The following is a 23,734-nucleotide window of genomic DNA, read 5'->3' as shown; positions in this document are numbered from 1 at the left end:
ACGGTTTGTTTCTGTTTTTTAATTGATGGTTGGCAAGAAAGCTGCTTATCATTACGCTAAACAGCAATTCCTGTCATTACACGCCATGTCCATCTCGCCCCCGCCCGCCACCGGCCAGAATCCCGCCGATATCGCCCGAGAAGCCTTCCGCCGCCTCGCGACACGCCGTATCGCGCCTACGCCGGATGCCTACCGCGCCATCTACGACGAGATCGCCGGCGTGCCGCCCGCGCCCCCTGCCCCTCTCGACACCGGCAGCGGTCCCGCGGCCGAGCTGCTGGAAAGCTTCGCGCGCAAGCTGGCCGATACCCCGGGCGAAGTGTCCGACTACGGCCGCCGCATGCTGCGCGCCGTGAAAGTGAGCGACTGGACCGGCTATGCCCAGGCCTTGACCCAGGTGGCCGACCGCCACCTGCGCCGCAACACCCCGGTGATGGCGCTGGGCGACGAGGATCCCGACGCGCGCCACCTGCGCGAGATGCTGAACCGTTCGCTGGCCTTTGCGCTGGCCACTTTGCTGGCCGGCAGCCCGGCCCTGGTACAGGAGGCCGAAGCGCTGGGCGGCGCGGTGAAACTGGCGCGCGGCGAGGCCGAGCTGGGCGATCTGTCGGCCCGCCTGAAGCAGCTGTGCTACCAGATCGAACTGCGCAGCGGCGACACGGCCGAGGAGCGCGAACTGCTGCTGCGTCTGTTCCGCCTCCTGCTCGACAATGTCACCGAGCTGCTCGACGACGACAGCTGGATGCGCGGCCAGATCGCCGCGGTGCAGGACCTGATCGCCGGTCCGCTCGACGCGCGCGCCCTGGAAGACGCGACGCGCAGCCTGAAGGACGTGATCCTCAAGCAGGGCCGGCTGCGCCACAGCATCTCGGACGTGCGCGCCACCATGAAGAACATGATGATGACCTTCATCGACCGGCTCGGCTCGGTGGCGGCCTCGACCGGGGACCACCATGCGCGCCTGGCCGGCTACTCGGAGCGCATCGGGCGCGCCGGCGACATCAACGAGCTGAACGAAGTCATGGACGAAGTGCTGCGCGAGATGCGCGCCGCCCAGGAAGAGGCGCTGGCCTCGCGCGACCGCATGGTGGCGGTGCACAAGGAAGTGCAGGAAGCCGAGGACCGCATCCGCATGCTGGAGGCGGAGCTGCAGCACATGAGCGAGCTGGTGCGCGAAGACCAGCTCACCGGCAGCCTGAACCGGCGCGGCCTGGACGACGTGTTCGAGCGCGAGAGCGCGCGCGCCGACCGCCGCAACACGCCGCTGTGCGTGGCCATCCTCGACCTCGACAATTTCAAGAAGCTGAACGATACCTACGGCCACCTGGCCGGCGACGGCGCCCTGAAGCACCTGGTGAAGGTGGTGCGCGACACCCTGCGCTCGATGGATGTGATCGCCCGCTTCGGCGGCGAGGAATTCGTGATCCTGATGCCGGAAACCGCGGTGGAAGCGGCGGCCGCGGCGATGGTGCGGGTGCAGCGCGAGCTGACCCGCCATTTCTTCATGCACGACAACGAGAAGATGCTGATCACCTTCTCCTGCGGCGTAGCCCTGCGCCTGCCGAACGAGGACCAGGCCAGCCTGGTGGCGCGGGCCGACCGCGCCATGTACCAGGCCAAGCAGAGCGGCAAGAACCGCGTGGTGGTGTCCGACTAGCGCTTGACTACTGAGAGGACAGCGGACGCGGCGCGTTCGCCATCTCATCCTTCGCACCCTGGGCGCCGACCGCCTTGAGCATGCGGTCGGTCGACGTGCGGTCCTTGATGCGGCTGCCGGTCATCTGGTGGCCATCTTGGCCGGCGGTATTGCCGGCACTGGCGACCAGTTCCTGCTCGGTCGGGCCAGGGCCCACCTCCTGGGTGGCGCATCCTGCGAGCGCCAGGGCAAAGCATGCTGCTGCGATCATCTTCATGTTGTGATTCTCTCCGGACAAGGATTGCTGGGAGCTCGTCAGTACGGCAGAGCTTGTCAAAATCCTAGCATCCGATTGGCGCTGGCGCGCGTTTCCCGCCAAATTATTCCTGCCGGGTGAGCAAATTGACAAGCTTCCTCCCCTTTTCCAGCCTGTCCGGCTCCACCTTGAGGAAAAAAATAAATGTTTTTTCGCCCTAAAGTTCCCGTTTTCGCTGTCGTCTAAACGCGTCGCCAGAGGGAACTTGAGCAGAAAACCGCAGAATTATTTTCAGTGCTGAGCATCAAGTTTTTGCCGTGGAGCACGTTACCAGCAACAACAGCGGTGTGATCGTCACGGAACAGGGTGGCGCACCAAAGTGAACAGGGCACAGCGGCCCACCCCGAAATAAAGTCTGGAGAAATACCATGGCATCCGTAATCAATACCAACGTTGCATCCCTGAACTCGCAGCGTAACCTGTCGACCTCGCAATCCTCCCTGAACACCTCGATCCAGCGCCTGTCCTCGGGCCTGCGTATCAACAGCGCGAAGGACGACGCAGCCGGTCTGGCCATCTCGGACCGTATGAACGCGCAGATCAAGGGCATGACCCAGGCGACCCGCAACGCGAACGACGGCGTGTCGATGGCCCAAACCGCGGAAGGCGCCCTGTCGAGCTCTGGCGACATCCTGCAGCGTGTCCGCGAACTGGCAGTGCAGTCGTCGAACTCGTCGAACTCGGCCAGCGACCGCAAAGCCCTGCAGACTGAAGTCACCCAGCTGACCTCGGAACTGAACCGTATCGCCAACACCACCGAATTCAACGGCCAGAAGCTGATGGACGGCACCATGGGCACCGCCAACTTCCAGGTCGGCGCCAATGCAGGCCAGCTGATCTCGATGGGCGGCGCGAACTTCACCACCTCGACCTACGGCAACAACAACGCCGTGTCGGGCGCCCCGTCGGCATCGTCGACCGCCGCCATCAGCGCCGGTACCATCACCATCAACGGCTACCAGGGTTCGAAGCAGATCAGCGTCGGCAGCGGCAGCGCCACCAGCGCCAAGGGCGTCGCAGCAGCGATCAACGCCGAAAGCGCCAACACCGGCGTGAGCGCCACCGCCAAGACCGAAGCCAAGGTCAGCGCCGCCGCCAACTCGTCGGTGACCATCAAGCTGGCGTCGGACAACGCTACCAGCGATCCGGTGACCATCTCGTTCAAGGTCGGCGCCAACCAGGATGCCGACGGCTACGCCGCCGCCATCAGCGCCTTCAACGCACAATCGGCCAAGACGGGCGTGACCGCTGCCTATGACAACGGCGGCATCAAGCTGACCAACACCAGCGGCGCCAACATCAAGATCGACAACGACGCCAGCTCGGGCGCTGCCGTGAACGTCGGCAACTTCGCCGCGGACGGCACCCTGCAGTCGGCCTCGGTGGCTGTCGGTGGCAGCTCGACCGCGATCGGCCGCGTGAACCTCGACTCGGAGCAAGGCTTCTCGGCCGTCGATACCGGCTCGAACATGGGCCTGACCAAAGCGTCGGATCTGAAGTCGGTTGCGAATCTGGACGTCACCACCTTCGACAACGCCCAGATGGCGATCAAGATTGCCGACGCAGCACTGGCATCGGTCAACAGCAAGCGCGCCGAATACGGTGCACTGCAGTCGCGTTTCGAATCGGCGATCTCGAACCTGTCGTCGTCGACCGAGAACCTGTCGGCATCGCGTAGCCGCATCGTCGACACCGACTTCGCTGCTGAAACCGCGAAAATGACCCGCGGTCAGATCCTGCAGCAGGCTGGTACCTCGATGCTGGCCCAGGCGAACTCGCTGCCGAACGGTGTCCTGTCGCTCCTGCGTGGCTAATGATTGACGGACTAACAAGTCCATCCGTGCAGTAACCCATCCTCGGCTGAAGAAATTCAGCCGAGGATTTTTCGCTAGGGAGTCACATGAACATCCAATCGCTTGGTTCACCCGTGGCAGCGCCGCTCGTGGCGCCCGATCAGCCGGCAGCAGGGCCCGTCAAGGCTGCCGTCGCCGCCAAGGCCGTCGAAGGCCGCGAAGCCGAAGCCGCCGCCGCGCCCTCGCGCGAACAGGTCGGCGATGCCGTCAAGAAGATCAACGACGGCATGCGCGCCTCGTCGCAGAGCCTGGAATTCGCGATCGACGAGGACAGCAAGGACATCGTGGTCAAGATCATCGACCAGAACACGCGCGAAGTGGTCCGCCAGATCCCTTCCGTCGAAGCGCTCGAGATTGCCAAGTCGCTCGACAAGATGCGCGGTCTCCTGATCAGCCAGACGGCCTGAGCCACACCGCTGCCGCTGCCAGTCGGGCCAGGGCGCGCTTCCTGCCAGGGAAGCGCGCGGCATACTTGCGCGCCTGACAATCTATTCTCAACTATTTGAATTGGGACACATTTCCCACTCTTAAGTCCGGTTTGCTTCTGTCGATAATGACTTACATTATCGCTTTCACGGGAGAAACAAAGTGGGCATCAGTTCATCCGGCATCGGTTCCGGGCTCGACGTAGACGGTCTCATCAGCAAGCTGATGGCTGCCGAGTCGGCGCCACTGGCCAACTTCGACAAGAAGGCGTCTGCGCTGCAGCAGCGCATGGCTGCCCTGTCCAAGGTCAGCGCCGCGGTCGGCTCCTTCCAGGGCGCCCTCACCTCGCTGAATTCTCCCGCAACCTTCAGCGCCCTGAACGCCAGTTCCGGCGACAAGGACGTGCTCACCGGCAGCGCCGGCGCAGGCGCGGTGGCCGGCAAGTACAAGATCAACGTCAGCCAGCTGGCCTCGGCCCAGAGCCTGACCACCAGCGGCCGCGCCAGCATGTCGGCCACCATCGGCGGCACCGCGAAAACCACCCTGACCTTCCAGTTCGGCAGCATCAGCGGCGGCAGCTTCGGCGTGGCCGGCAGCACCCTGGCCGCGTCGACCGCCACCGGCGGCATCAGCAACGGCTCGCTCACCATCAACGGCACCGCGATCACCACCAGCGCCGCCACCCGCAGCGCGGCCCAGCTGGCCGAAGCGATCAATGCCAAGAGCGAAACCACGGGCGTCACCGCCAAGGCCAGCGCCGCCACCAGCGCCGCCAACCTGTTCGCCGGCTTCGGCGCCGTCACTACCGACTCCAGCTCCAGCTACGCGCTCACCGTGGGCGGCGTGCAGATCGTGTCGCAGGCCGGCACCGGCGCCTCGCTCGATGCGACCGACATCGACACGGCCCTGGCCGGCGGCACCGTCGGCGCGGCCCTAACGGCAGCCAACATCAGCTTCACCGGCCGCGCAGACCTCGGCACGCTGCAGTTCACCGCGGCCGACGGCTCCAACCTGACGGTCGCCGAAGTCATCGGCGGCACCGGCACCGTGCAGGGCGGCACCAAGGGTGACGGCGTGGACAATACCGGCACCAGCGCCACCAGCACCGCCGGCCTCACCCTGGCCTCGCGCGACGGCAACCAGATCCTGATCGGCGGCACCAATCCGGCCGCCGCCGGCTTCAGCGCCGGCAGCGCCGGCAGCTACCTGGGGGGCGCCAGCTTCAGCCAGGACGGCTCGCAGGCCAGCGGCGTCGTGACCCTGGATGCCGGCGACCAGTCGCTGCAGGGCATCCGCGACGCCATCAACAAGGCCAACATCGGCGTCACCGCGACCATCGTGTCGGACGGCGGCACCAACCCCTACCACCTGGTGCTGACCTCGAACAAGACCGGCGAAAAGTCCTCGATGAAGATCAGTGTCGACGGCGTCGACGGCCAGGCGGCGGACCCGGCAATCGCCGCCCTGCTCGGCCACGACCCGGGCGGCGTGCAGGGCCTGACCCAGACCAGCGCGGCCCAGGACACCCTGATCAACATGAACGGGATCGACATCCGCAGCACCAGCACCACCGTCACCGAGGCGGTGCAGGGCGTGTCGCTGGACGTCACCGGCCTGGGCAGCACCACCCTGAACGTGACGCGCGACACCGCCGCGGTCTCGAGCGCGGTCAACAACTTCGTCAAGGCCTACAACGACCTGAACAAGACGATCTCGAGCCTGGCCGGCTACAACGCCGAGACCAAGACCGCCGGCGTGCTGCAGGGCGACGCCTCGGTGCGCTCGATCCAGAGCCAGCTGCGGCGCCAGCTGGGCGCCTCGGTCGAAGGCCTGGGCGGCAAGCTGACCACCCTCAGCCAGGTCGGCATCACCTTCCAGAAGGACGGCAGCCTGGGCGTCGATACCGGCAAGCTGAACAAGGCCGTCACCGAGAATTTCGCCGAGATCGGCGGCCTGTTCGCCGCGATGGGCTCGACCACCGACGGCCAGATCAAGTTCGACAAGTCGAGCGCCGCGACCAAGCCGGGCAACTACGCCGTCTACATCAGCGACCTGGCCACCCAGGGCACGCTCACCAGCGCCTCCCCGCTGGTGGGAACGGCGACGATTCCCGCGAACACCACCTGGCGCGTGACGCTGAACCAGACCGACCCGGTCACCGAAAGCAAGATCCAGGAGATCAAGCTGACGGCCGGCACCTATACCAATGTCCAGCTGGCCGCCATGCTGCGCGCGGCGATCAACGGCAACACCACCTTCTCCGGCGCCGGCGACACGGTCGAGACCAAGGTCGAGGACGATGGCCGCATCTCGATTTCTTCGAGCAAGTACGGCGAGGCCTCGAACATCCAGATCAGCCACATTGGCGGCTACGACCCGGCCCAGCTGTTCGGCGGCGCCCAGGCCAAGGGCGCGAACGTGGTCGGCACGATCGGCGGCGTGGCCGCCACCGGCAATGGCCAGTCGCTGACCGCGGCCGCCGGTTCGCCGGCGGAAGGCATCCAGATCTCGATCACCGGCGGCGCCACCGGCGAACGCGGCAATGTCAGCTTCTCCAAGGGCTTCGCCTTCGAGCTGACCAACCTGGCGGCCGGCTTCACCGGCAAGGACAGCCTCCTGACCAGCAAGACCGACGGCCTGAACGTCACCCTGAAATCCATTTCGACCGCGCGCGACCGTTTCGAGACGCGCCTGGAGTCGATCGAAAAACGTTACCGGGCCCAGTTCACGGCGCTCGACACTGCCCTGATGTCGATGCAGTCGACCTCGGCCTACCTGACCCAGCAGCTTGCGGCGCTCACCGCGAACGCAGGCTAAGCAACCACCTGGAGAACACGATGTTTGGAACCATGCAACGCGGCGTCGGCGCCTATGCGAAAGTCGGTCTCGAGACCGGCGTCGCTAGCGCCTCCCCGCACAAACTGATCGTCATGCTGTACGACGGCGCGATGGTGTCGATCCTGAGCGGCATCAGCAACATGAAGGCCGGGAACGTCGCCGCCAAGGGCGCCGCCATCTCGAAGGCCATCAACATCATCGACAACGGCCTGCGCGCCGCCCTCGACAAGAAGGTCGGCGGCGAGATCGCCCAGAACCTCGACGCCCTGTACGAGTACATCAGCGCGCGCCTGCTCAAGGCCAACCTGAGCAACGACCCGGCGATCCTGGAAGAAGCGCATTCCCTGCTGTCCGAGCTGCGCGACGCCTGGAACGCGATCGATCCGCAGGCCGCCGCCGACCAGAGCGCCGCCGCTCCCGCGCCGATGCGCGCCCCGACCCTGATGAGTGCCTGAACACCATGCCACAGATGACCAGCGAAGATATCGTCGACGTGTACGAAACGATGGCGGTGATCACCGACCAGATGCTGCGCGCCGCCAACGACAACGATTGGGACCGCCTGGCCCAGCTCGAGCAGCAGTGCGCGCTGCACGTGCGCCAGCTGAAGGAACACGAGCCGCAGGCCCTGGCCGGCGCCCAGCGCGTGAAAAAGGTGGACGCGATCCGCCGCATGCTCGCCGCCGACCGCCAGATCCGCGACCTGACCTCCCCGTGGATGGCGCGCCTGTCGGCCCTGATCAACAACACCTCGACCGAACGCCGCGTCGCGCGCGCCTACGGCGTCTAAGCCGCGGGAGCCGACGCACCGCCATGCTGCCGCGCGAGCTCGTCGCCGCCGTCGTGCGCACCGGGCCGGTCCTGCCGGTCGAGCAGCTCAATGACCCGCGCCAGCAAGCCTTCCAGCGCGCCCTCGCCCCCCAGCTGGGCAAGGCGCTGCACGGCGAAGTCCTGGCCAAACTGACCGACGGCAGCTTCGTCGTCAAGGTCGCCAATATCCCCGCCCGCATGCAGCTGCCCGCAGGCGCCCAGGTGGGCGCCGACGTGCCGCTGACCCTGGTTTCCGTCAACCCGCGTCCCACCTTCCAGGTCGGGACCGGCGCCAATCCCGTCTTCAGCGAAGCCGGCCCGCCGCTGCCGAAGGGAGCAGACCCGGGCAAGGCGCCGCTGGCCATGCGCGAAGGCAGCGCGCCCCAGGCCGGCGCCGCGGTCGGGCGCGCCAGCGCGCTGCTGCAGGCGACCGCCGCCGGCGCCGCAACGCAGACCCTCGGCGCGGAGGCCAACAACACCACCCTGAGCCAGGCCGGCAAGACCATCGGCGGCGTGCTCGCGGCCGCCCAGAAGGCGGACGTGCCGATGACCGCGGCGCTCGGCCGCGCTCCGATCGTGGCCGCGGCCGGCCTTGATGCCGCCAGCATCGCCGCCGGCCTGCAGCAGGCGATCGGCAAAAGCGGCCTGTTCTACGAATCGCACGTGGCCGAATGGGCCCAGGGTGCGCGCCCTCTGGCCGAGCTGAACGCCGAACCGCAGCAGCAGCTGGCGCGCGAGGGCGTGCGCCAGTCGCCGCTGGACCCGGCCACCGCCCAGTTCATCAACCTGCAGCTGGCGACCCAGGAGCAGGCGCAGCTCGCCTGGCAGGGCAACCTGTGGCCGGGCCAACCGATGCAGCTGGAAGTCCAGCGCGACACGCGCGAAGGCCACGAGGAGGCGGGCGAGCCCGAGACCTCCTGGCACAGCCGCCTGCGCCTGCACTTCCCCGAGCTGGGCGAGCTCGACGCGCGCCTGACACTCTCCAACGGGCGCCTGCAGCTGCAATTCGCGGCCGGCAGCACGGACACCGCGGATCTGCTGCGCCGTCACATGGGCAGCCTGGCCGGCGCCCTGGAAGCTGCCGGCACCCAGCTCGCCGGCTTCGACGTGCGCGCGCTCCCGGACGCTTCTCCCCATGACTGAAGCGAAGGACGGCGCACAGGCGCGGCGCCAGAGCGCCGTCGCCATCGCCTATGGCAGCGGTGACGCCGCGCCCAAGGTCGTGGCCAAGGGCCAGGGCCTGGTGGCCGAACAAATCATGCGCCGCGCCAAGGAAGCCGGCGTCTTCGTGCACGAATCCAAGGATTTGGTGCAATTGCTGATGGGCGTGGACCTGGACCGCGAAATTCCGCCCGCGCTGTATCGCGCAATTGCGGAACTGTTGGCCTGGCTATATCATATTGAGTCGGCTCAAAAGCAGGGGGCCCCGCTTGGGCAACCGCTTCCGCCCCCGCCCGATCCGACGCCCCACCTCAACCTGGACGACGCGGCAAACGCTGGTACAAGTAATGAATGATCAGGACCTGGATAATTGGCACGACTACGAGGTGGAGTCGCGCCGCGAGATCATGGCGCTGTTGCGCCAGATCGGCGAGAAGCACCAGCTGGTGCGCATGCTGATCAAGGGCGAGGCCGACGTCTGCGTCACCACCGTCCTCGAAGTCGACCCGGATACCAACAGCATGGTGCTGGACCGCTCGATCGAGCGCATGCAGAACGAGCGCATCATCGACGCCGGCACGGTGCGCTGCGAGACCTCGCTCGACAAGATCCGCATCCTGTTCAAGGCCGAGAACCTGCGCCCCACCCTGTACAAGGGCGATAGCGCGCTGCGCGCCGACATTCCCCCCAGCCTGATCCGCCTGCAGCGCCGCGAGTACTACCGCATGGAGACCCCGGTCTCGAACCCGGTGCGCGCGATCATCCCGCTGCCGCCCGAACTGGGCGCCGGCACCGCCGTCTTCCCGCTGCACGACATCAGCTGCGGCGGCATCGCCATCCTCGACAACAAGTTCCAGCTCAGCACCACGATCGGCGAAACGATCCCCAACTGCCGCATCGAGCTGCCCGAAATCGGCCCGGTCACGGTCGCGCTGCAGATCCGCAACTCGCTCGACATGACCCTGCTGAACAACAAGACCAACCGCCGCATCGGCCTGCAGTTCATCGACATTTCGCGCGGCGGCATGGCCGGCGTGCAGCGCTATATCACCAAGCTGGAACGCGAACGCAACGCCCGCCTGGCCGGCCTCGCCTGAGCCATCGCCGAACTTTACCGCTTGGCAATTTTGCTGTCTTTTTAACATCGTATCAGCTACACTTCAGGCACTTTCTTGCCGAGTGCCCTGGATGTCCACGCCTGCTCCCGACATAAATCACTACCATGCTGCCTTCTCCCAGTCGGATACGGGTATGGCGCTGCTCGACCTGAACGGACACTGGATCGACGTCAATCCTGCGCTGTGCCGTCTGCTGGGATACACGCATACATCGCTGCAGCAGCGCGACTGCAAGGACATCAGCCATCCCGACGACCACGTCAGCGATCTCGACTGGGTCGAACGGCTGCGCACAGGCGAGATCGACGCCTTCAGGTCGGAAAAACGTTACCGCCGCGCCGACGGCAGCATCATCTGGGGCCTGCTGACCGCAACACTGTGCCGGGACACGCTGGGCCGGCCGCATTTCGTCGTCGTGCACATTGTCGACATCACAGAGCAAAAGAAGGCGCTCGAAGACCGCGACGCCTTGTTCGCCCTGTCGCCCGACCTGCTGTCGATCTGTAATCCCAATGGCTACCTGGTCCAGGTCAATCCTGCCTGGCGCGAGCTGCTGGGATGGGACGAAGTTGAGCTGATGGCGCGGCCATTCATGGAGTTCATCCATCCGGACGATGTGGGCCGCACCACCGAACAGGCGAGCACGCTTGCCGGCGGCGGCTCGGTGCTGGGCTTTCGCAATCGCTTTCGCCACGCCAATGGCAGCTGGCGCTGGATCGAATGGAGCACCCGCGTCGACAGCGACGGCCGCATGTTCTGCATGGGGCGCGACGTTTCCGAGCAGCGCCGCATGTCCGAGCAGCTGCACTACCGCGCCACCCACGACTTCCTGACCGGCCTGCCCAACCGCTACGAATTCATGGGCCGCCTGCAGCACGCGATCGACGCCCTCGGACGCGCGCCGCGCCCGCTGGTGCTGCTGTTCATCGACCTGGACGGCTTCAAGGCCGTCAACGACCTCTGCGGTCACGAAGCCGGAGACGCGGTGCTGAGCGCCTTCGGCCAGCGCCTGAGAATAGCGGTACGTCGCACCGACGTGGTGGCGCGCCTGGCGGGTGACGAATTCGTGGTCCTGCTCGATCACCTGGGCGATACCTGGCACGACGCCGAACAAGTAGCCGGCAAGATCCTGCACGCGGCAAGCCAGCCCTACCCCGAACTGGCCGGCCGTACCGAGCCCGGCGCAAGCATCGGCATGGCCCTCTACCGCCCGGGCGACAGCGCCGACCGCCTTCTGTCGCGCGCCGATGGGGCCATGTACGTGGCCAAGAACGCGGGCAAGAACAGGATGGCGTGCGAGCGCGACGGCCAGTGGGTGGTCGGCGTCGCCTGAGGAGAAAAGCGGCGGCATGTCACACCGCGTGCGGCTGGCTCGTCTTGCAGGCATGGAGGGCGCAAAGGGCGCCTTCCCCATTCCTGAAAGGACCCGCAGCATGACGCACGCAGCCCGCATTCCCCTGTTCACCCTCGCCCCCGCCAACCTGAAGGCGATGATCGCCCTGTCCCAGTCCACCAAGAACAGCTCGCTCGGTGCGCGCCTGGTGGAACTGGTGCAACTGCGCGTCTCGCAGCTCAATGGCTGCGGGGTCTGCGTCGACATGCACTGGCGCGACCTCATCAAGCAGGGCGCGGATCCGCGCCACCTGAACGCCCTCGCCGGCTGGCGCGAAGCGCCTTTCTTCAGTGCGCGCGAACGCGCCGCGCTGGCCTGGGCCGACGCCGTCAACGCCCTACCCGGACGCGACGAGACCGACAGCGCCTGGCCGGCGCTGCGCGAGTATTTCAGTGACGTGGAAATTGCCGAACTGGGCTATACGATCGCCGCGATCCGCGGCTGGAACGTGATCAACCTGAGCCTGCGCAACCCGCTGCCGGAGCACCCGGCGCCGGGCATGTAAGGATTCAGGCCGAGCAGGCCTGGGCGCCGGCGCCGCCGGGGCGGATCAGGCCGCGCTGGGTGGCCACCACCACGGCATGGGTGCGCGCGGTGGCGTCGAGCTTGCTCATGACTCCCTTCACGTGGGTCTTCACGGTGCCCACGCCGATGCCGAGCTTGCGCGCGATCGACTTGTTGCAGCAGCCCTGTGCCAGCAGCTGCAGGACGTCGGTCTCGCGGCCGGTGAGCGACTCGCGCGTCAGGCTGTCGGCGACGCTGCGGGTCATCGATTCGCTCAGGTAGCGCTGGCCGCGCGCCAGCTGGTCGACCGCGTGCGCCAGTTCGTCGGTGCCGCAGGACTGCAGCAGGTAGCCGGCCACGCCGGCATCCATCGCCAGGCGCACTTCCCATTCCTTGTCGAACTGGGTCACGACCAGCACGTTGGGCGCCAGCCCGCCCAGGGCCGGCTGGCGCGCCAGCGCGATGCCGCTGTCGTAATCGGTGACGAGTACACGCGCGACCCGCTGTGCCTCGGGCTGGCGCAAGTGGGTGGTGACGCGCAGACCCGGCTGGTCGGCGAGGACGGCATGCAGCCCGACGGTCATGATCGGGTCGGCGTGCATGATATGTACGGCGGAAGAGATCGGTTGCATGTGCTTGCTCCGGCAAACGGCGACGGACGGTAAGGACCTGTGGTCCGGAATTCCGACATATTGAAACGGCAAGAACGGTTAGGCAAGTAATGCTTTGTAATAACTGGTCGATATGTATGCCATCTGCATGCCAAATGGCGTTCGGCGGCGGTGGTATGGGGTATACTCCGCTGATCATGCGCCTGACCTCCTTCACCGATTACACCTTGCGGACCCTGCTCCATCTGGGCAGTAATCCGGGCCGCCTGGTGACGATCCAGGAGATCGCGGACCTGCACAGCATCTCGAAGAACCACCTGATGAAGGTAGTGCACGAGCTAGGCCGTAACGGCGTCATCGAGACTATCCGCGGCCGCAATGGCGGCTTCCGGCTGGCGCACCGTCCGGAAGACATCAATATCGGCGCCGTCGTGCGCCAGAGCGAAACCGATTTCTACATGGCCGAGTGCTTCGACCCGGCCGGCAATCCCTGCGGGCTGGTCAAGGCCTGCAGCCTCAAGGGCGTACTGACCAACGCCACCTCGGCCTACCTCGCCGAACTCGACCGCCACACCCTCGCTTCGCTGCTGCCGGAACCGGCGCCGCGCGACGGCAGCATCCCCGTTACTTTCCAGCGCAAAGAAACCCGCGCAGCATAAGTGGCTTCCGTCGGACAGACCTAGTCCGGCCGGTCCAGCACCTCATATTTTCCATCGCAGGCGCCGCAGGCGCAGGCCATCGCTACATGCCGCGAGCCGGATGCACTGCGTTCGCCCTCCACCGTGAGCAGGATGAGCGCGCGGCAATCGGGGCAGCGCGCCCGGGCGGCCCGCCCCGCGCGGAAATCGACCAGGGCGGCCCGCACCGCCTCGTCGACCGGGCGGACCACAAGTGGCGGCAGGGGCACAGCCGCTTCCCGGCGGGACACCTCCCGCATGGCGCAGATCGCCACCGCCGACACCGCCGCGATCCAGAGATAGCCGCCGGCGCCGAGGCCGAGCGACAGGGCCGCAGTGCCTGGGTCCCCGGCGCAGCCGATTGCGGGCAGCACCGAGGCAGCGGCAAGCACGAGCGTGAAGACACCGCCCAGCACGGTGTATTTGCCGCGTGAACCGAACAGGGCCGAGCAAAGCATCCAGAGGGCTAACGGATTGGCCAGCCAGCGTGGATCGAGGGCGAGCAGACCGACCCAGCCCGTCATCAAGACTTCGTAGCCGAGGAAACCCTCGCCCGTGGCGCAGATAAAGGCCGGCGTGGCCAGGCTGGCGCCGTAGGCGGCGAGGGCCAGCAACAGGATCGGGCGCAGGTAGCGCGGTGCAGGAAGGCGCAAGGATGACGGAATGGCTGGCATGGCGGTGGGTGCTGACAATATCCGTCCAGCTTATCAGTTGCCCCTTAGAAAAAACTAACCAATCTCCACGATCATTCCGCCATAAAAAACCGGCCGCGCAGTATTCAGGGTCACGTCTAACATTCATACACGACCTCGACAGTACGACGAGTGCTAGCCGCTTTTGCGCCTGATACTTCAACGAAAATCGGGTCTACGGTAGAGGCCGTGTAGAAATGTTAGACCTGACCCCGGTAGGGGCTTCAAAGACTTATCGGCAATAAAAAACCGGCCGCGCGGGCCGGTCTCTTGACTGGAACTTGCCAGGCTTACACCTGCATGTTCATGATGTCGTGATAGGCTGACACCAGTTTGTTGCGTACTTGCACCGTACCCTGGAAAGCGATGCTGGATTTCTGCATCGCGATCATCGTGTCGGACAGACTCACGGTATCATCGCCCATCGCAAAGCGTTGACCGAGCTCCTCCGCAGTTTTCTGGGTATTGCTGACCTGCTGGAGCGAGCTCTTCAGCGCATCGGCGAAGTCGAGCTTGGCGACGGCCGGCTGGGCCACGCCACCAATGCCTGCCGGCGCAACGGGACTGGCCGCCGGCTTGGTTGCCGCGGATTTCAGCTGCTCCATCATCGCCTGGATGCGGCTACTGTCGATGCCGCCGATTCCACCAATACTCATCGTTCTCTCCTGCTCGTGAGGCAATCCACTTTGTTCAGGCTGTCAGAATATCAGTGCCCAAGCAATTTCCTCGTGTGAAGAAGCACGGTTTTCCACCCCTATTTCAGGGTTTGAATGTTGCTCTGTGGCTTCATAATCTCGTCTAATCCCTCCATCCTGGACAGTTAACCCACCATGGCAGCAGTTGCTGAAGAACTGATCGACACCCCGGCGCCCGACCAAGAGGCGAAACAGGGCTTTTTGCAAACGACAATGGGCAAGCGCGTCGCCCTCGGTGGCGGCATCGCCCTGGTCGTGGCCATCATGGCCGCCCTCTGGATGTGGAGCCAGGCGCCGGAATACCGCGTGCTGTTCTCGAACTACAGCGACCGCGACGGCGGCGCGATCACCGCCTCGCTCGACCAGATGGGGGTCAAGTACAAGTTTTCCGAAGGCGGCAGCGCGATCCTGGTCCCGGCCGAACAGATCCACGACCTGCGCCTCAAACTCGCCGCCCAGGGCCTGCCGAAGGGCGGCAACGTCGGCTTCGAGCTGATGGAAAACCAGAAGCTGGGCACCTCGCAGTTCGTCGAACAAGTCAATTACCAGCGCTCGCTCGAAGGCGAGCTGGCGCGTTCGATCCAGTCGCTCGGCTCGGTCAGCGCTGCGCGCGTCCACCTGGCCCTGCCGAAACCCTCCGTGTTCGTGCGCGACCAGCAAAAGCCGACCGCCTCGGTGCTGCTCAACCTGCAGCCGGGCCGCGCCCTCGATCCGGGCCAGGTCAGCGCCATCGTCCACCTGGTCGCCTCCAGCGTGCCGGAACTGACGGTCGGTAACGTCACCGTCGTCGACCAGAACGGCAACCTGCTGTCCGAGACCGGCACCAAATCTCCGGGCAACAAGGGGCTGGATGCGACCCAGCTGAAATACGTCGACCAGGTCCAGCAGAACATCATCAAGCAGGTCGAATCGATCATCGCCCCGCTGGTCGGCAAGGAAAACGTGCGCGCCGAAGCGACCGCCGAGATCGACTTCGCCCAGGTCGACACCGCCGCCGAGATGTACAAGCCGAACTCGCCGCCGGAACCGCAGGCGATCCGCAGCCAGCAGACTTCCGAGTCGAGCCAGCCAGGCGCCGGCGCCTCGGGTGTGCCGGGCGCACTGTCGAACCAGCCGCCGGGCGTGGCCACCGCACCGATCGACGGCCAGCCGGTGCCAAACGGCGCCCCAGCCGCGAACGGCCCGACGCGCAAGGACGCCACCACCAATTACGAAGTCGACAAAACCATCCGCTACGAACAGCGTCCGATGGGCGGCGTCAAGCGCCTGACCGTGGGCGTGGTGGTGAACTACCGCCGCTCGATCGATCCGAAGACCGGCAAGATCGTCGTCAAGCCGCTGGCGGCCAACGAAGTCGCCCAGATCAACGAGCTGGTCAAGCAGGCGATGGGCTACTCGCAGCAGCGCGGCGACACCCTGAACGTGACCAACGCGCCGTTTGACGGCGTGGATCGCCCGGACGACACCCCGCAGGCGCCGGACTGGTGGCGCGACCCGGCCAACCTGCCGCTGGCCAAGGAGATCGGCAAGTACCTGCTGCTGTTCGCGGTGCTGGCCTTCCTCTACTCCCGGATCCTGCTGCCGCTCATGCGCCCGGCGATCAAGAAGTTCGACGAGGTCACGGCGCTGCCGCCGGAACCGGAACCGGAAGTGGTCGACGAGGTCGCCGAGGAAATCGCGGCCGAACTCGCCGAAGAAGAACTGGAAGAACAGGAAGTCGAACGCAGGAACCAGGGTTACCGGAAGAACCTGGAAATGGCGCAGGAGCTGGCCCGCCAGGACCCGCGTATCGTTGCTAACGTCGTGAAAGCATGGTTGGGATCAAATGAGTGACAAGGACAAGGAAGGCGTACAGCAGGCAGCGATCCTGATGCTGGCCCTGGGTGAAGCTGAAGCGGCCGAAGTGATGAAGTTCCTGGGCCCGCGCGAAGTGCTGAAACTCGGCGGCGCGATGGCGCAGATGAAGGCGGTGCAGCACGGCGAAGTGGTCAAGGTGCTGGAAGCCTTTGTCGAAGAAACCAACCTGCATTCGACCGTCGGCCTGGATTCGGACGAGTACATCCGCCAGGTGCTGACCAAGGCGCTGGGCGACGACAAGGCCGCCGTGCTGCTGAACCGCATCCTGGGCGGCAAGGACGCCTCCGGCATCGAAAGCCTGAAGTGGATGGATTCGCCGTCGGTCGCCGAACTGATCCGCAACGAGCACCCGCAGATCATCGCCACCATCCTGGTGCACCTCGAGCGCGACCAGGCCTGCGAGATCCTGGCCAACTTCACCGAGCGCCTGCGCAATGACGTGGTGCTGCGTATCGCGACCCTGGACGGCGTCCAGCCGGCCGCCCTGCGCGAGCTGAACGACGTGCTGACCAAACTGCTGTCGGGTAACGAGAACATCAAGAAGTCCTCGTTGGGCGGCGTGCGCACCGCGGCCGAGATCCTGAACTTCATGAGCGGCGAACAGGAATCGGCCGTCATGGACAACATCAAGAACTACGACAACGACATGGCGCAGAAGATCATGGACGAGATGTTCGTGTTCGATAACATCATCGACATCGACGACCGCGGCATCCAGCTGCTGCTGCGCGAAGTCCAGTCCGAGATGCTGATCATCGCGCTCAAGGGCGCCTCGCAAGACCTGCGCGAGAAGATCTTCAAGAACATGTCGCAGCGTGCCAGCGAGATGATGCGCGAAGACCTGGAGTCCAAGGGTCCGGTGCGCCTGTCGGAAGTGGAATCCCAGCAGAAACAGATCCTGCAGATCGTGCGCCGCCTGGCGGACGAAGGCCAGATCGTGCTGGGCGGTAAGGGTGAGGATTCGTTCGTCTGATGATTCCGAAGGAACAGCAAAGCGCTTACCAGCGCTGGGAAATGACTTCGTTCGGCGACGAGCGATCGAGCGCCCAGGCGCGCCGCGCCGCGATGGCGCCCCCGGTCCCGGCGCCGGCGCCGGAACCGATCGAGATCGTGCCCAATGTGGTGCTGCCTACGCTCGAGGAACTCGAAGCGATCCGCGAGCAGGCGCGCGCCGAGGGCTATGCCGAGGGCTATGACGAAGGCCGCGCCGCCGGCCAGGCCGAGGGCTACGCAGACGGCGCCAAGGCCGGCCAGATCGAAGCCGAAGGCGAGCTGGAACACCTGCGCGCGATCGCGGCGACCTTCAGCGACGCCGTGGTGCAGGCCGACGAGACCATCGCCCACGACGTACTGGAACTGGCCCTGCGCCTGGCGCGCGGCATGGTGCGCACGGCTTTCGATGTGCGCCCTGAACTGATCCTGCCGGTGGTGCAGGAAGCGATCGGCTACCTGCCGGTGCTGTCGCAGCCGGCCACCCTCACCCTGAACCCGCAGGACGCCGAGATCGTACGCCAGGCCATGGGCCAGGAGCTGATCAAGGGCGGCTGGCGCATCGTGGAAGACGCCGGTATGGCGCGCGGCGGCTGCAAGGTCGATACCGCCAGCAACCAGATCGACGCCCAGGCCGGCGCCCGCTGGGCGCGCCTGACGCACGCGCTCCAATCCAACGTGGACTGGCTGGGCCATTGATCCCGTAACCGACATGACGACCAACACCGCCGACCGCCACACCGCCCGCTGGAAATCCTTCATCAAGGACTGCGATTCCCTGGTCGGCTTTGCCGAACCGATGCAGGTCTCGGGCCGCGTCACGCGCGTGGCCGGCCTGGTGATGGAATGCGTCGGCCTCAAGCTGGCCGTGGGCAGCGCCTGCACCATCCCGGTGGCCAACGGCTTGCGGATCGAGGCCGAAGTGGTCGGCTTCGAGGGCGAGCGCCTGTTCCTGATGCCGCAGAGCGATGTCGAAGGCGTGGTGCCGGGCTCGCGTGTGTTCCCGGTCGAATCGGCCCTGCCCAAGCCGGGCACGGTGCAGCACCCGCGGCGCCGTCCGAGTGACCGCGCGCGCCACCTGCCGGTCGGGATGCAACTGCTGGGCCGGGTGGTGGACGGCGCCGGCCGCCCGCTCGACGGCAAGGGCCCACTCAATACCGACGAGGTCGGCCCGCTGAACGCGCGCCCGATCAACCCGCTCGACCGCGCCCCGATCTCGGACACCCTCGACGTGGGCGTGCGCGCCATCAATGCCATGCTGACGGTCGGCCGCGGCCAGCGCCTGGGCCTGTTCGCCGGTACCGGTGTCGGTAAATCGGTGTTGCTGGGCATGATTGCGCGCTATACCACCGCCGACGTGATCGTGGTCGGCCTGATCGGCGAACGAGGTCGCGAGGTGAAGGAATTCATCGAGCAGATCCTCGGACCGGAAGGCCGCGCCCGCTCGGCCGTGGTGGCCGCGCCGGCCGACGCCCCGCCCCTGATGCGCCTGCAGGGCGCCGCCTATGCCACCGCGATTGCCGAGCACTTCCGCGAACAGGGCAAGAATGTCTTGTTGATCATGGATTCGCTGACCCGCTACGCCATGGCCCAGCGCGAAATCGCCCTGGCGATCGGCGAGCCGCCGGCGACCAAGGGCTATCCGCCCTCGGTATTCGCCAAGCTGCCGGTGCTGGTGGAACGGGCCGGCAACGGCGTCGAAGGCGGCGGCTCGATCACCGCCTTCTACACCGTGCTGTCCGAAGGCGATGACCAGCAGGATCCGATCGCCGACGCCGCGCGCGGTATCCTGGACGGCCACATCGTGCTGAACCGCCACCTGGCCGAAGCCGGCCACTACCCGGCGATCGACATCGAACAGTCGATCTCGCGTGCGATGCACGGCATCACCACCCACGAGCACCAGCTGGCGGCGCGCAAGCTCAAGCAGCTGTACTCGCGCTACCAGCGCTCGCGCGACCTGATCAGCGTCGGCGCCTATGCCGCCGGCAGCGACCCGGTGCTGGACCAGGCGATCGCCAAGCACGAGCAGATCGAGGCCTTCCTGTGCCAGGAAATCCACGATAACGCGGGCATGCTGGAGAGCTTGGGGCAATTGACCTCTCTATTCGACTGATAAAAGGATTCCTCTGGGCACTATACTGTGCCCATAACGTGAACCTTTTATGGCCAATACTTCCGCACTCGAGACCCTGATCGACCTCGCGCAACGCGATTCCGACGACATCGCCAAGCGCCTGGGCGCCGCCCTGAAGGCGGTCGAGGATGCCGAGCAGAAGCTGGTCATGCTGGATGGCTATCGCGACGAGTACGTCCGCAAGCTCGACGCGGCCCAGATGGCGGGCATCACGCCCTTCGCCTACAACAACTTCGTCGCCTTCATCGGCAAGCTGGACAACGCGCTGATCGGCCAGCGCGAAGTGATCAAGCATGCGAAGTACAAGGCGGACATGGAAAAGAAGGCATGGCAGGAAAGCGAGCGCAAGCGCCTGTCGTACCGCACCCTGAACGAACGCGCGGCCGCCGAGGCGCTGGCGATCGAGAACAAGCGCGACCAGAAACTGATGGACGACCACGCAGCCCGTGGCGCCCGCTACAAACAACGCTGAAGAAGCCGAGCTTTTCACCATGACGATGCAGACCACCACTCTCCCGTTCCAGGTTTCCGGCGCCAACGCGCTGGCCCAGCCGCAACGCAATGCCGCCGCGGGCGTGCAGGCCCCGGATGCCGACGCCTTCAGCGCCTCGCTGTCGCGCGCGATGGCGCCGACCATGGCGCCATCGCCCGCGCCGAGCGCGGCGCCGGCGCCTGGCCCGGCCAACAAGCAGGCTACGCCGGCCAAGCAGGCCGACAAGCCGGCCGCGCAAGGCCCGAAGACCGCGGCGCGCGAGCCGGCCAGGCAGAACGAGGCAGCGGATGCGCCGGCGACGGCCCAGCAGGCGGCTCCCGGCGCCGAAGCCGCCGACCCGGCCAAGGATGCGGCAGCCGCCGCGGAATCCGCCAGCGCGGCCGCCGAAGCGGCGACCACGCCGGTCACCGACATGCTCGCCTTCATGGCCAGCCTGGCCCAGCCGGCCCCGGCTGCGCCAGTGGTGGCCGCGCCAAGTGCGGCGCAAGTGCCTGCCGCGGCCGTCGCCGCCGGCGGCGCCGAGCTGCAGCTGGCCGCGCTCCAGTCCGCGTTCGCGAAACTCGAGACCACCGATGGCGCCGCAGTGGCGACCGACCCTGCCCTCGCGACCGCCACCGATGGCGAAGCGGCGGCGAGCGGCTTCTCGCTGGCGGCCGGCGTGCAGCCGGCGGCGCATGACAGCGCCGACCTGCGCGCCCTGCAGCAGAGCGCCCAGGCCGCCGTCCAGCAGGAACCGGGCAAGGTCCAGCCGCAGGCGCGCGATGCCGCGGCCGTCCAGGCCAACCCGGCCGTCGAGGCGCCGGCGCCGTCCGTCACCCAGCTGCAGGCCCAGGCCGCCAAACTGGAAACCGTGCCGAACCCGGCCGCCGTGCCGACCGACCGCATCCCGGCGCGCGTCGGCACCCAGGCCTGGGACAACCAGGTCAGCCAGCGCATCGTCTACATGGTGGGCAAGGAGCAGGCCGCGACCCTGACCCTGAACCCGCCGGACCTCGGCCCGGTGCAGGTGGTGCTCAACGTGAGCAATGACGGGGCCAGCGTGGCCTTCTCCTCGAACCAGCAGGAAGTACGCCAGGCCCTGGAAAACGCCCTGCCGCGCCTGCGCGAGATGATGGGCGAGAACGGCATCGCGCTCGGTAACGCGACCGTGGACGCGGGCATGCCTGACCAGCGCCAGGCGCAGCAGGACGGCGAGCGCCGCAACCAGGGAGGTAGTGGCGGCTTCGGCAACGCGGGCGGCACGGGCGCGGCGAACGAAGACAGCGCAGCCCGTCCGGCGACCCGGACCGTGGCCCTGGGTGACAACGGCCTGGTCGATACCTTCGCATAATGCGTTTCTGATCGGCTAACGATCTACCAAATCGTCAACACGTCGACGCAACAATCGGCGGGATTACCATCGCTTATTCCCTCTTTTCGGGGCATGGCAGGCTTTGTTTCCCCGCGATAATGCCATAATGACGGACACATTCTTTAGGCAGTAAGAGGCATCTTGATGGCGAATGCAAAAACCAAAGTCGACCCGAAGGCAGACGCAGCGGCGGCAGCCCCGGCCGGCTCCAAGAAAAAGCTGATCGTGATCGCCGCGGCGGCAGTGCTGCTGCTCGGCGGTGGCGGCGGTGCGGCCTGGTATTTCATGCATGCGGGCGGCGACGCGGCTGCGGCCGAGCACGACAGCCCGAAGGAATCGAAGAAAAAGAAAAAGAAGGATTCCGAAGCCAAGGCCGAGTATGTCCCGGTCGAAGCCTTCACCGTCAACCTGCAGCCGGAAAATGGCGAGCAGTACCTGCAGGTGCAATTCACCCTGCAGGTGGCGGGCGCCGAACAGGCGACCTTGGTGAAAGACAATATGGCGATCGTGCGCAATCGCGTGCTGCTGCTCCTGTCGGGCAAGAAGGCATCGGAAATCAGCACGGTCGAAGGCAAGCAGCAGCTCGCCGCCGAGATCCAGGCAATCGTGCAGGAACCTTTCGAGAAGGACGGCGACGAGCAGGACGTAACCGACGTATTATTTACCTCGTTCATCATCCAGTAAGCCCGACCTACCATGGCCGATAATTTCCTCTCACAGGAAGAAGTCGATGCCCTCTTAAAGGGGGTCAACGGCGATCAGGACGACATTGCGACGCCTGAAGACACCTCGGGAGTCCGCACCTATAACCTGGCAACGCAGGAGCGGATCGTCCGCGGCCGCATGCCGACGCTCGAAATCATCAACGAGCGTTTCGCCAGGTATCTGCGGGTTGGCCTGTTCAACTTCCTGCGCCGCAGCGCCGAGGTCTCGGTGGGCTCGGTGCGGGTCTCGAAGTACAGCGAGTTCATCCGCAACCTGGTGGTGCCGACCAACCTCAACCTGATCCACATGAAGCCGCTGCGCGGCACGGCGCTGATGGTGTTCGACCCGGGCCTCGTGTTCCTGCTGGTGGACAACCTGTTCGGCGGCGACGGCCGCTTCCACACCCGCGTGGAAGGCCGCGACTTCACCCAGACCGAGCAGCGCATCATCATGCGCATCCTCGACATCGTGTTCGAGGCCTATGCCAAGTCGTGGGAACCGGTGTACCCGATCGAATTCGAGTACATCCGTTCCGAGATGAACACGCAGTTCGCCAACATCGCGACCCCGAACGAGGTCGTGGTGTCCTGCACCTTCACCATCGAACTCGGTTCGGTGTCGGGCCAGATCCACTTCTGCATGCCCTACTCGATGATCGAGCCGATCCGCGACGCGCTGACCTCGAGCATCCAGGGCGAGGCGCTGGAAGTCGACAAGCGCTGGGTGCGCCTGATGACCCAGCAGATCCAGGTGGCCGAAGTCGAGCTGGTGGCGGTGCTGGGCGAAGGCCGCGCCAACTTCGACGAGATCCTGAACATGAAGATCGGCGACATCATCCCGATCACGGTCCCGGAAACCCTGCAGGCCACGGTCGACGGGGTACCGGTGATGGATTGCACCTATGGCGTCTTCAATGGCCAATACGCCTTGAAGGTCGAGAAGCTGCTTGCCAACAGCGACAACTTCAACAAATAACAGTATGAAACGGCCTGCGCACGGCGCGGGCGACACAGGAGAGCAGCATGTCTGATACCCAGGACGACCAGGACAATCTCGACGACGATTGGGGCGCGGCGATTGCCGAGCAGGCCGCGGCCGAAGCGGCGGCGCTCGAACGCCAGCAGACCCAGCAGGCGACCGCCAGCGCGGCCGTGTTCAAGGACTTCTCGAACAAGGGCGCGCGCAACGAAACGCCGAACGACATCGACTTCATCCTCGATATCCCGGTCCAGCTGACCGTGGAACTCGGCCGCACCAAGATCGCGATCAAGAACCTGCTGCAGCTGGCCCAGGGCTCCGTGGTCGAGCTCGACGGCCTGGCTGGCGAACCGATGGACGTACTGGTCAACGGCTGCCTGATCGCCCAGGGCGAGGTCGTGGTCGTGAACGACAAGTTCGGTATCCGTCTGACTGATATCATTACGCCATCGGAACGGATCAGAAAACTGAATAAATGACCTCGCGCAACGTC

The 23,734-nt window shown here is 65.8% G+C and carries 25 protein-coding genes; 21 read left to right on the top strand and 4 right to left on the bottom strand.

Going from position 1 to position 23,734, the window contains the following annotated elements; all coding sequences use genetic code 11:
- The first annotated feature begins 85 nt into the window (after positions 1–85).
- Positions 86–1,657, top strand: coding sequence for a GGDEF domain-containing protein (locus tag GV068_RS21260; protein WP_159702574.1), 1,572 nt, complete (start codon positions 86–88; stop codon positions 1,655–1,657).
- 7 nt (positions 1,658–1,664) lie between these two features.
- On the opposite strand, the gene GV068_RS21255 is transcribed toward GV068_RS21260, so the two are convergent.
- The gene (locus GV068_RS21255; RefSeq protein WP_159702571.1) at positions 1,665–1,913 is read right to left on the bottom strand and encodes a hypothetical protein; all 249 of its coding nucleotides are present in this window, start codon (positions 1,911–1,913) and stop codon (positions 1,665–1,667) included.
- Positions 1,914–2,320: 407 nt separating this feature from the next.
- Between GV068_RS21255 and GV068_RS21250 the strand changes: the two genes are divergently transcribed.
- The 10 genes from GV068_RS21250 (at position 2,321) to GV068_RS21205 (ending at position 12,056) form a co-directional block, all read left to right on the top strand.
- Entirely contained in the window at positions 2,321–3,766 is a 1,446-nt protein-coding gene (locus GV068_RS21250; protein WP_159702568.1) for a flagellin, read from the top strand.
- A gap of 86 nt (positions 3,767–3,852) precedes the next feature.
- Entirely contained in the window at positions 3,853–4,212 is a 360-nt protein-coding gene (locus tag GV068_RS21245; RefSeq protein ID WP_159702565.1) for a flagellar protein FlaG, read from the top strand.
- 181 nt (positions 4,213–4,393) lie between these two features.
- Positions 4,394–7,048 carry a flagellar filament capping protein FliD gene (gene fliD, locus GV068_RS21240; RefSeq protein WP_159702562.1) on the top strand — a complete coding sequence of 885 codons (2,655 nt, stop codon included), beginning with the start codon at positions 4,394–4,396 and terminating at the stop codon, positions 7,046–7,048.
- A gap of 20 nt (positions 7,049–7,068) precedes the next feature.
- The gene (gene fliS / locus GV068_RS21235; protein WP_159702559.1) at positions 7,069–7,524 is read left to right on the top strand and encodes a flagellar export chaperone FliS; all 456 of its coding nucleotides are present in this window, start codon (positions 7,069–7,071) and stop codon (positions 7,522–7,524) included.
- A 5-nt stretch (positions 7,525–7,529) separates the two neighbouring features.
- Positions 7,530–7,859 (top strand): flagellar protein FliT, encoded by a 330-nt coding sequence (locus GV068_RS21230; RefSeq protein ID WP_229464395.1) that lies wholly within the window; start codon positions 7,530–7,532, stop codon positions 7,857–7,859.
- A gap of 23 nt (positions 7,860–7,882) precedes the next feature.
- Entirely contained in the window at positions 7,883–9,022 is a 1,140-nt protein-coding gene (locus tag GV068_RS21225; protein ID WP_159702556.1) for a flagellar hook-length control protein FliK, read from the top strand.
- Positions 9,015–9,395, top strand: coding sequence for an EscU/YscU/HrcU family type III secretion system export apparatus switch protein (locus GV068_RS21220; RefSeq protein WP_159702553.1), 381 nt, complete (start codon positions 9,015–9,017; stop codon positions 9,393–9,395). Before GV068_RS21225 ends, GV068_RS21220 begins: the two co-directional genes overlap by 8 nt.
- Entirely contained in the window at positions 9,388–10,137 is a 750-nt protein-coding gene (locus tag GV068_RS21215) for a flagellar brake protein (RefSeq protein WP_159702550.1), read from the top strand. The genes GV068_RS21220 and GV068_RS21215 overlap by 8 nt, the downstream gene beginning before the upstream one ends.
- A gap of 91 nt (positions 10,138–10,228) precedes the next feature.
- Positions 10,229–11,491 carry a diguanylate cyclase domain-containing protein gene (locus GV068_RS21210; protein WP_267874538.1) on the top strand — a complete coding sequence of 421 codons (1,263 nt, stop codon included), beginning with the start codon at positions 10,229–10,231 and terminating at the stop codon, positions 11,489–11,491.
- A 100-nt stretch (positions 11,492–11,591) separates the two neighbouring features.
- On the top strand, positions 11,592–12,056 hold the full coding sequence (locus GV068_RS21205) for a carboxymuconolactone decarboxylase family protein (protein WP_159702544.1): 465 nt from the start codon (positions 11,592–11,594) through the stop codon (positions 12,054–12,056).
- A 4-nt stretch (positions 12,057–12,060) separates the two neighbouring features.
- On the opposite strand, the gene GV068_RS21200 is transcribed toward GV068_RS21205, so the two are convergent.
- The gene (locus GV068_RS21200) at positions 12,061–12,687 is read right to left on the bottom strand and encodes a response regulator transcription factor (RefSeq protein WP_201303329.1); all 627 of its coding nucleotides are present in this window, start codon (positions 12,685–12,687) and stop codon (positions 12,061–12,063) included.
- 176 nt (positions 12,688–12,863) lie between these two features.
- Here GV068_RS21200 and GV068_RS21195 point away from each other — a divergent pair, with 176 nt between their 5' ends.
- The gene (locus tag GV068_RS21195; protein WP_159705361.1) at positions 12,864–13,325 is read left to right on the top strand and encodes an Rrf2 family transcriptional regulator; all 462 of its coding nucleotides are present in this window, start codon (positions 12,864–12,866) and stop codon (positions 13,323–13,325) included.
- A gap of 20 nt (positions 13,326–13,345) precedes the next feature.
- On the opposite strand, the gene GV068_RS21190 is transcribed toward GV068_RS21195, so the two are convergent.
- Both GV068_RS21190 and fliE read right to left on the bottom strand, forming a co-directional pair.
- Positions 13,346–14,017, bottom strand: a complete 672-nt coding sequence (locus GV068_RS21190) for a hypothetical protein (RefSeq protein WP_159702541.1) — start codon at positions 14,015–14,017, stop codon at positions 13,346–13,348.
- A 308-nt stretch (positions 14,018–14,325) separates the two neighbouring features.
- Entirely contained in the window at positions 14,326–14,691 is a 366-nt protein-coding gene (fliE, locus tag GV068_RS21185; protein ID WP_159702538.1) for a flagellar hook-basal body complex protein FliE, read from the bottom strand.
- A gap of 174 nt (positions 14,692–14,865) precedes the next feature.
- On the opposite strand from fliE, the gene fliF reads away from it, so the two are divergent.
- The 9 genes from fliF (at position 14,866) to fliN (ending at position 23,720) form a co-directional block, all read left to right on the top strand.
- The gene (gene fliF, locus GV068_RS21180; RefSeq protein WP_159702535.1) at positions 14,866–16,563 is read left to right on the top strand and encodes a flagellar basal-body MS-ring/collar protein FliF; all 1,698 of its coding nucleotides are present in this window, start codon (positions 14,866–14,868) and stop codon (positions 16,561–16,563) included.
- Positions 16,556–17,560, top strand: a complete 1,005-nt coding sequence (gene fliG, locus GV068_RS21175; RefSeq protein ID WP_159702532.1) for a flagellar motor switch protein FliG — start codon at positions 16,556–16,558, stop codon at positions 17,558–17,560. The genes fliF and fliG overlap by 8 nt, the downstream gene beginning before the upstream one ends.
- Entirely contained in the window at positions 17,560–18,276 is a 717-nt protein-coding gene (locus GV068_RS21170; RefSeq protein WP_201303328.1) for a flagellar assembly protein FliH, read from the top strand. The genes fliG and GV068_RS21170 overlap by 1 nt, the downstream gene beginning before the upstream one ends.
- Positions 18,277–18,289: 13 nt before the next feature.
- Positions 18,290–19,693: a flagellar protein export ATPase FliI gene (gene fliI / locus GV068_RS21165; protein WP_159702529.1), complete on the top strand. Its 1,404-nt coding sequence runs from the start codon at positions 18,290–18,292 to the stop codon at positions 19,691–19,693.
- Between the two features lie 49 nt (positions 19,694–19,742).
- A complete protein-coding gene (gene fliJ / locus GV068_RS21160) occupies positions 19,743–20,186 on the top strand; it encodes a flagellar export protein FliJ (RefSeq protein ID WP_159702526.1) in 444 nt (147 codons plus the stop codon).
- 19 nt (positions 20,187–20,205) lie between these two features.
- Positions 20,206–21,537, top strand: a complete 1,332-nt coding sequence (locus tag GV068_RS21155; protein WP_159702523.1) for a flagellar hook-length control protein FliK — start codon at positions 20,206–20,208, stop codon at positions 21,535–21,537.
- A 165-nt stretch (positions 21,538–21,702) separates the two neighbouring features.
- Positions 21,703–22,242: a flagellar basal body-associated protein FliL gene (gene fliL / locus GV068_RS21150; RefSeq protein ID WP_159702520.1), complete on the top strand. Its 540-nt coding sequence runs from the start codon at positions 21,703–21,705 to the stop codon at positions 22,240–22,242.
- 12 nt (positions 22,243–22,254) lie between these two features.
- Complete coding sequence (gene fliM / locus GV068_RS21145) at positions 22,255–23,238, top strand: flagellar motor switch protein FliM (RefSeq protein WP_159702517.1); 984 nt, start codon at positions 22,255–22,257, stop codon at positions 23,236–23,238.
- A gap of 47 nt (positions 23,239–23,285) precedes the next feature.
- Entirely contained in the window at positions 23,286–23,720 is a 435-nt protein-coding gene (gene fliN / locus GV068_RS21140) for a flagellar motor switch protein FliN (RefSeq protein WP_159702514.1), read from the top strand.
- Positions 23,721–23,734: the final 14 nt, after the last annotated feature.

This window comes from Massilia sp. 9I (assembly GCF_902506415.1).
GTDB lineage: Bacteria > Pseudomonadota > Gammaproteobacteria > Burkholderiales > Burkholderiaceae_D > Telluria.
The sequence above is the reverse complement of the archived record's forward strand: the minus strand, read 5'-3'. Positions and strand labels throughout refer to the sequence as shown.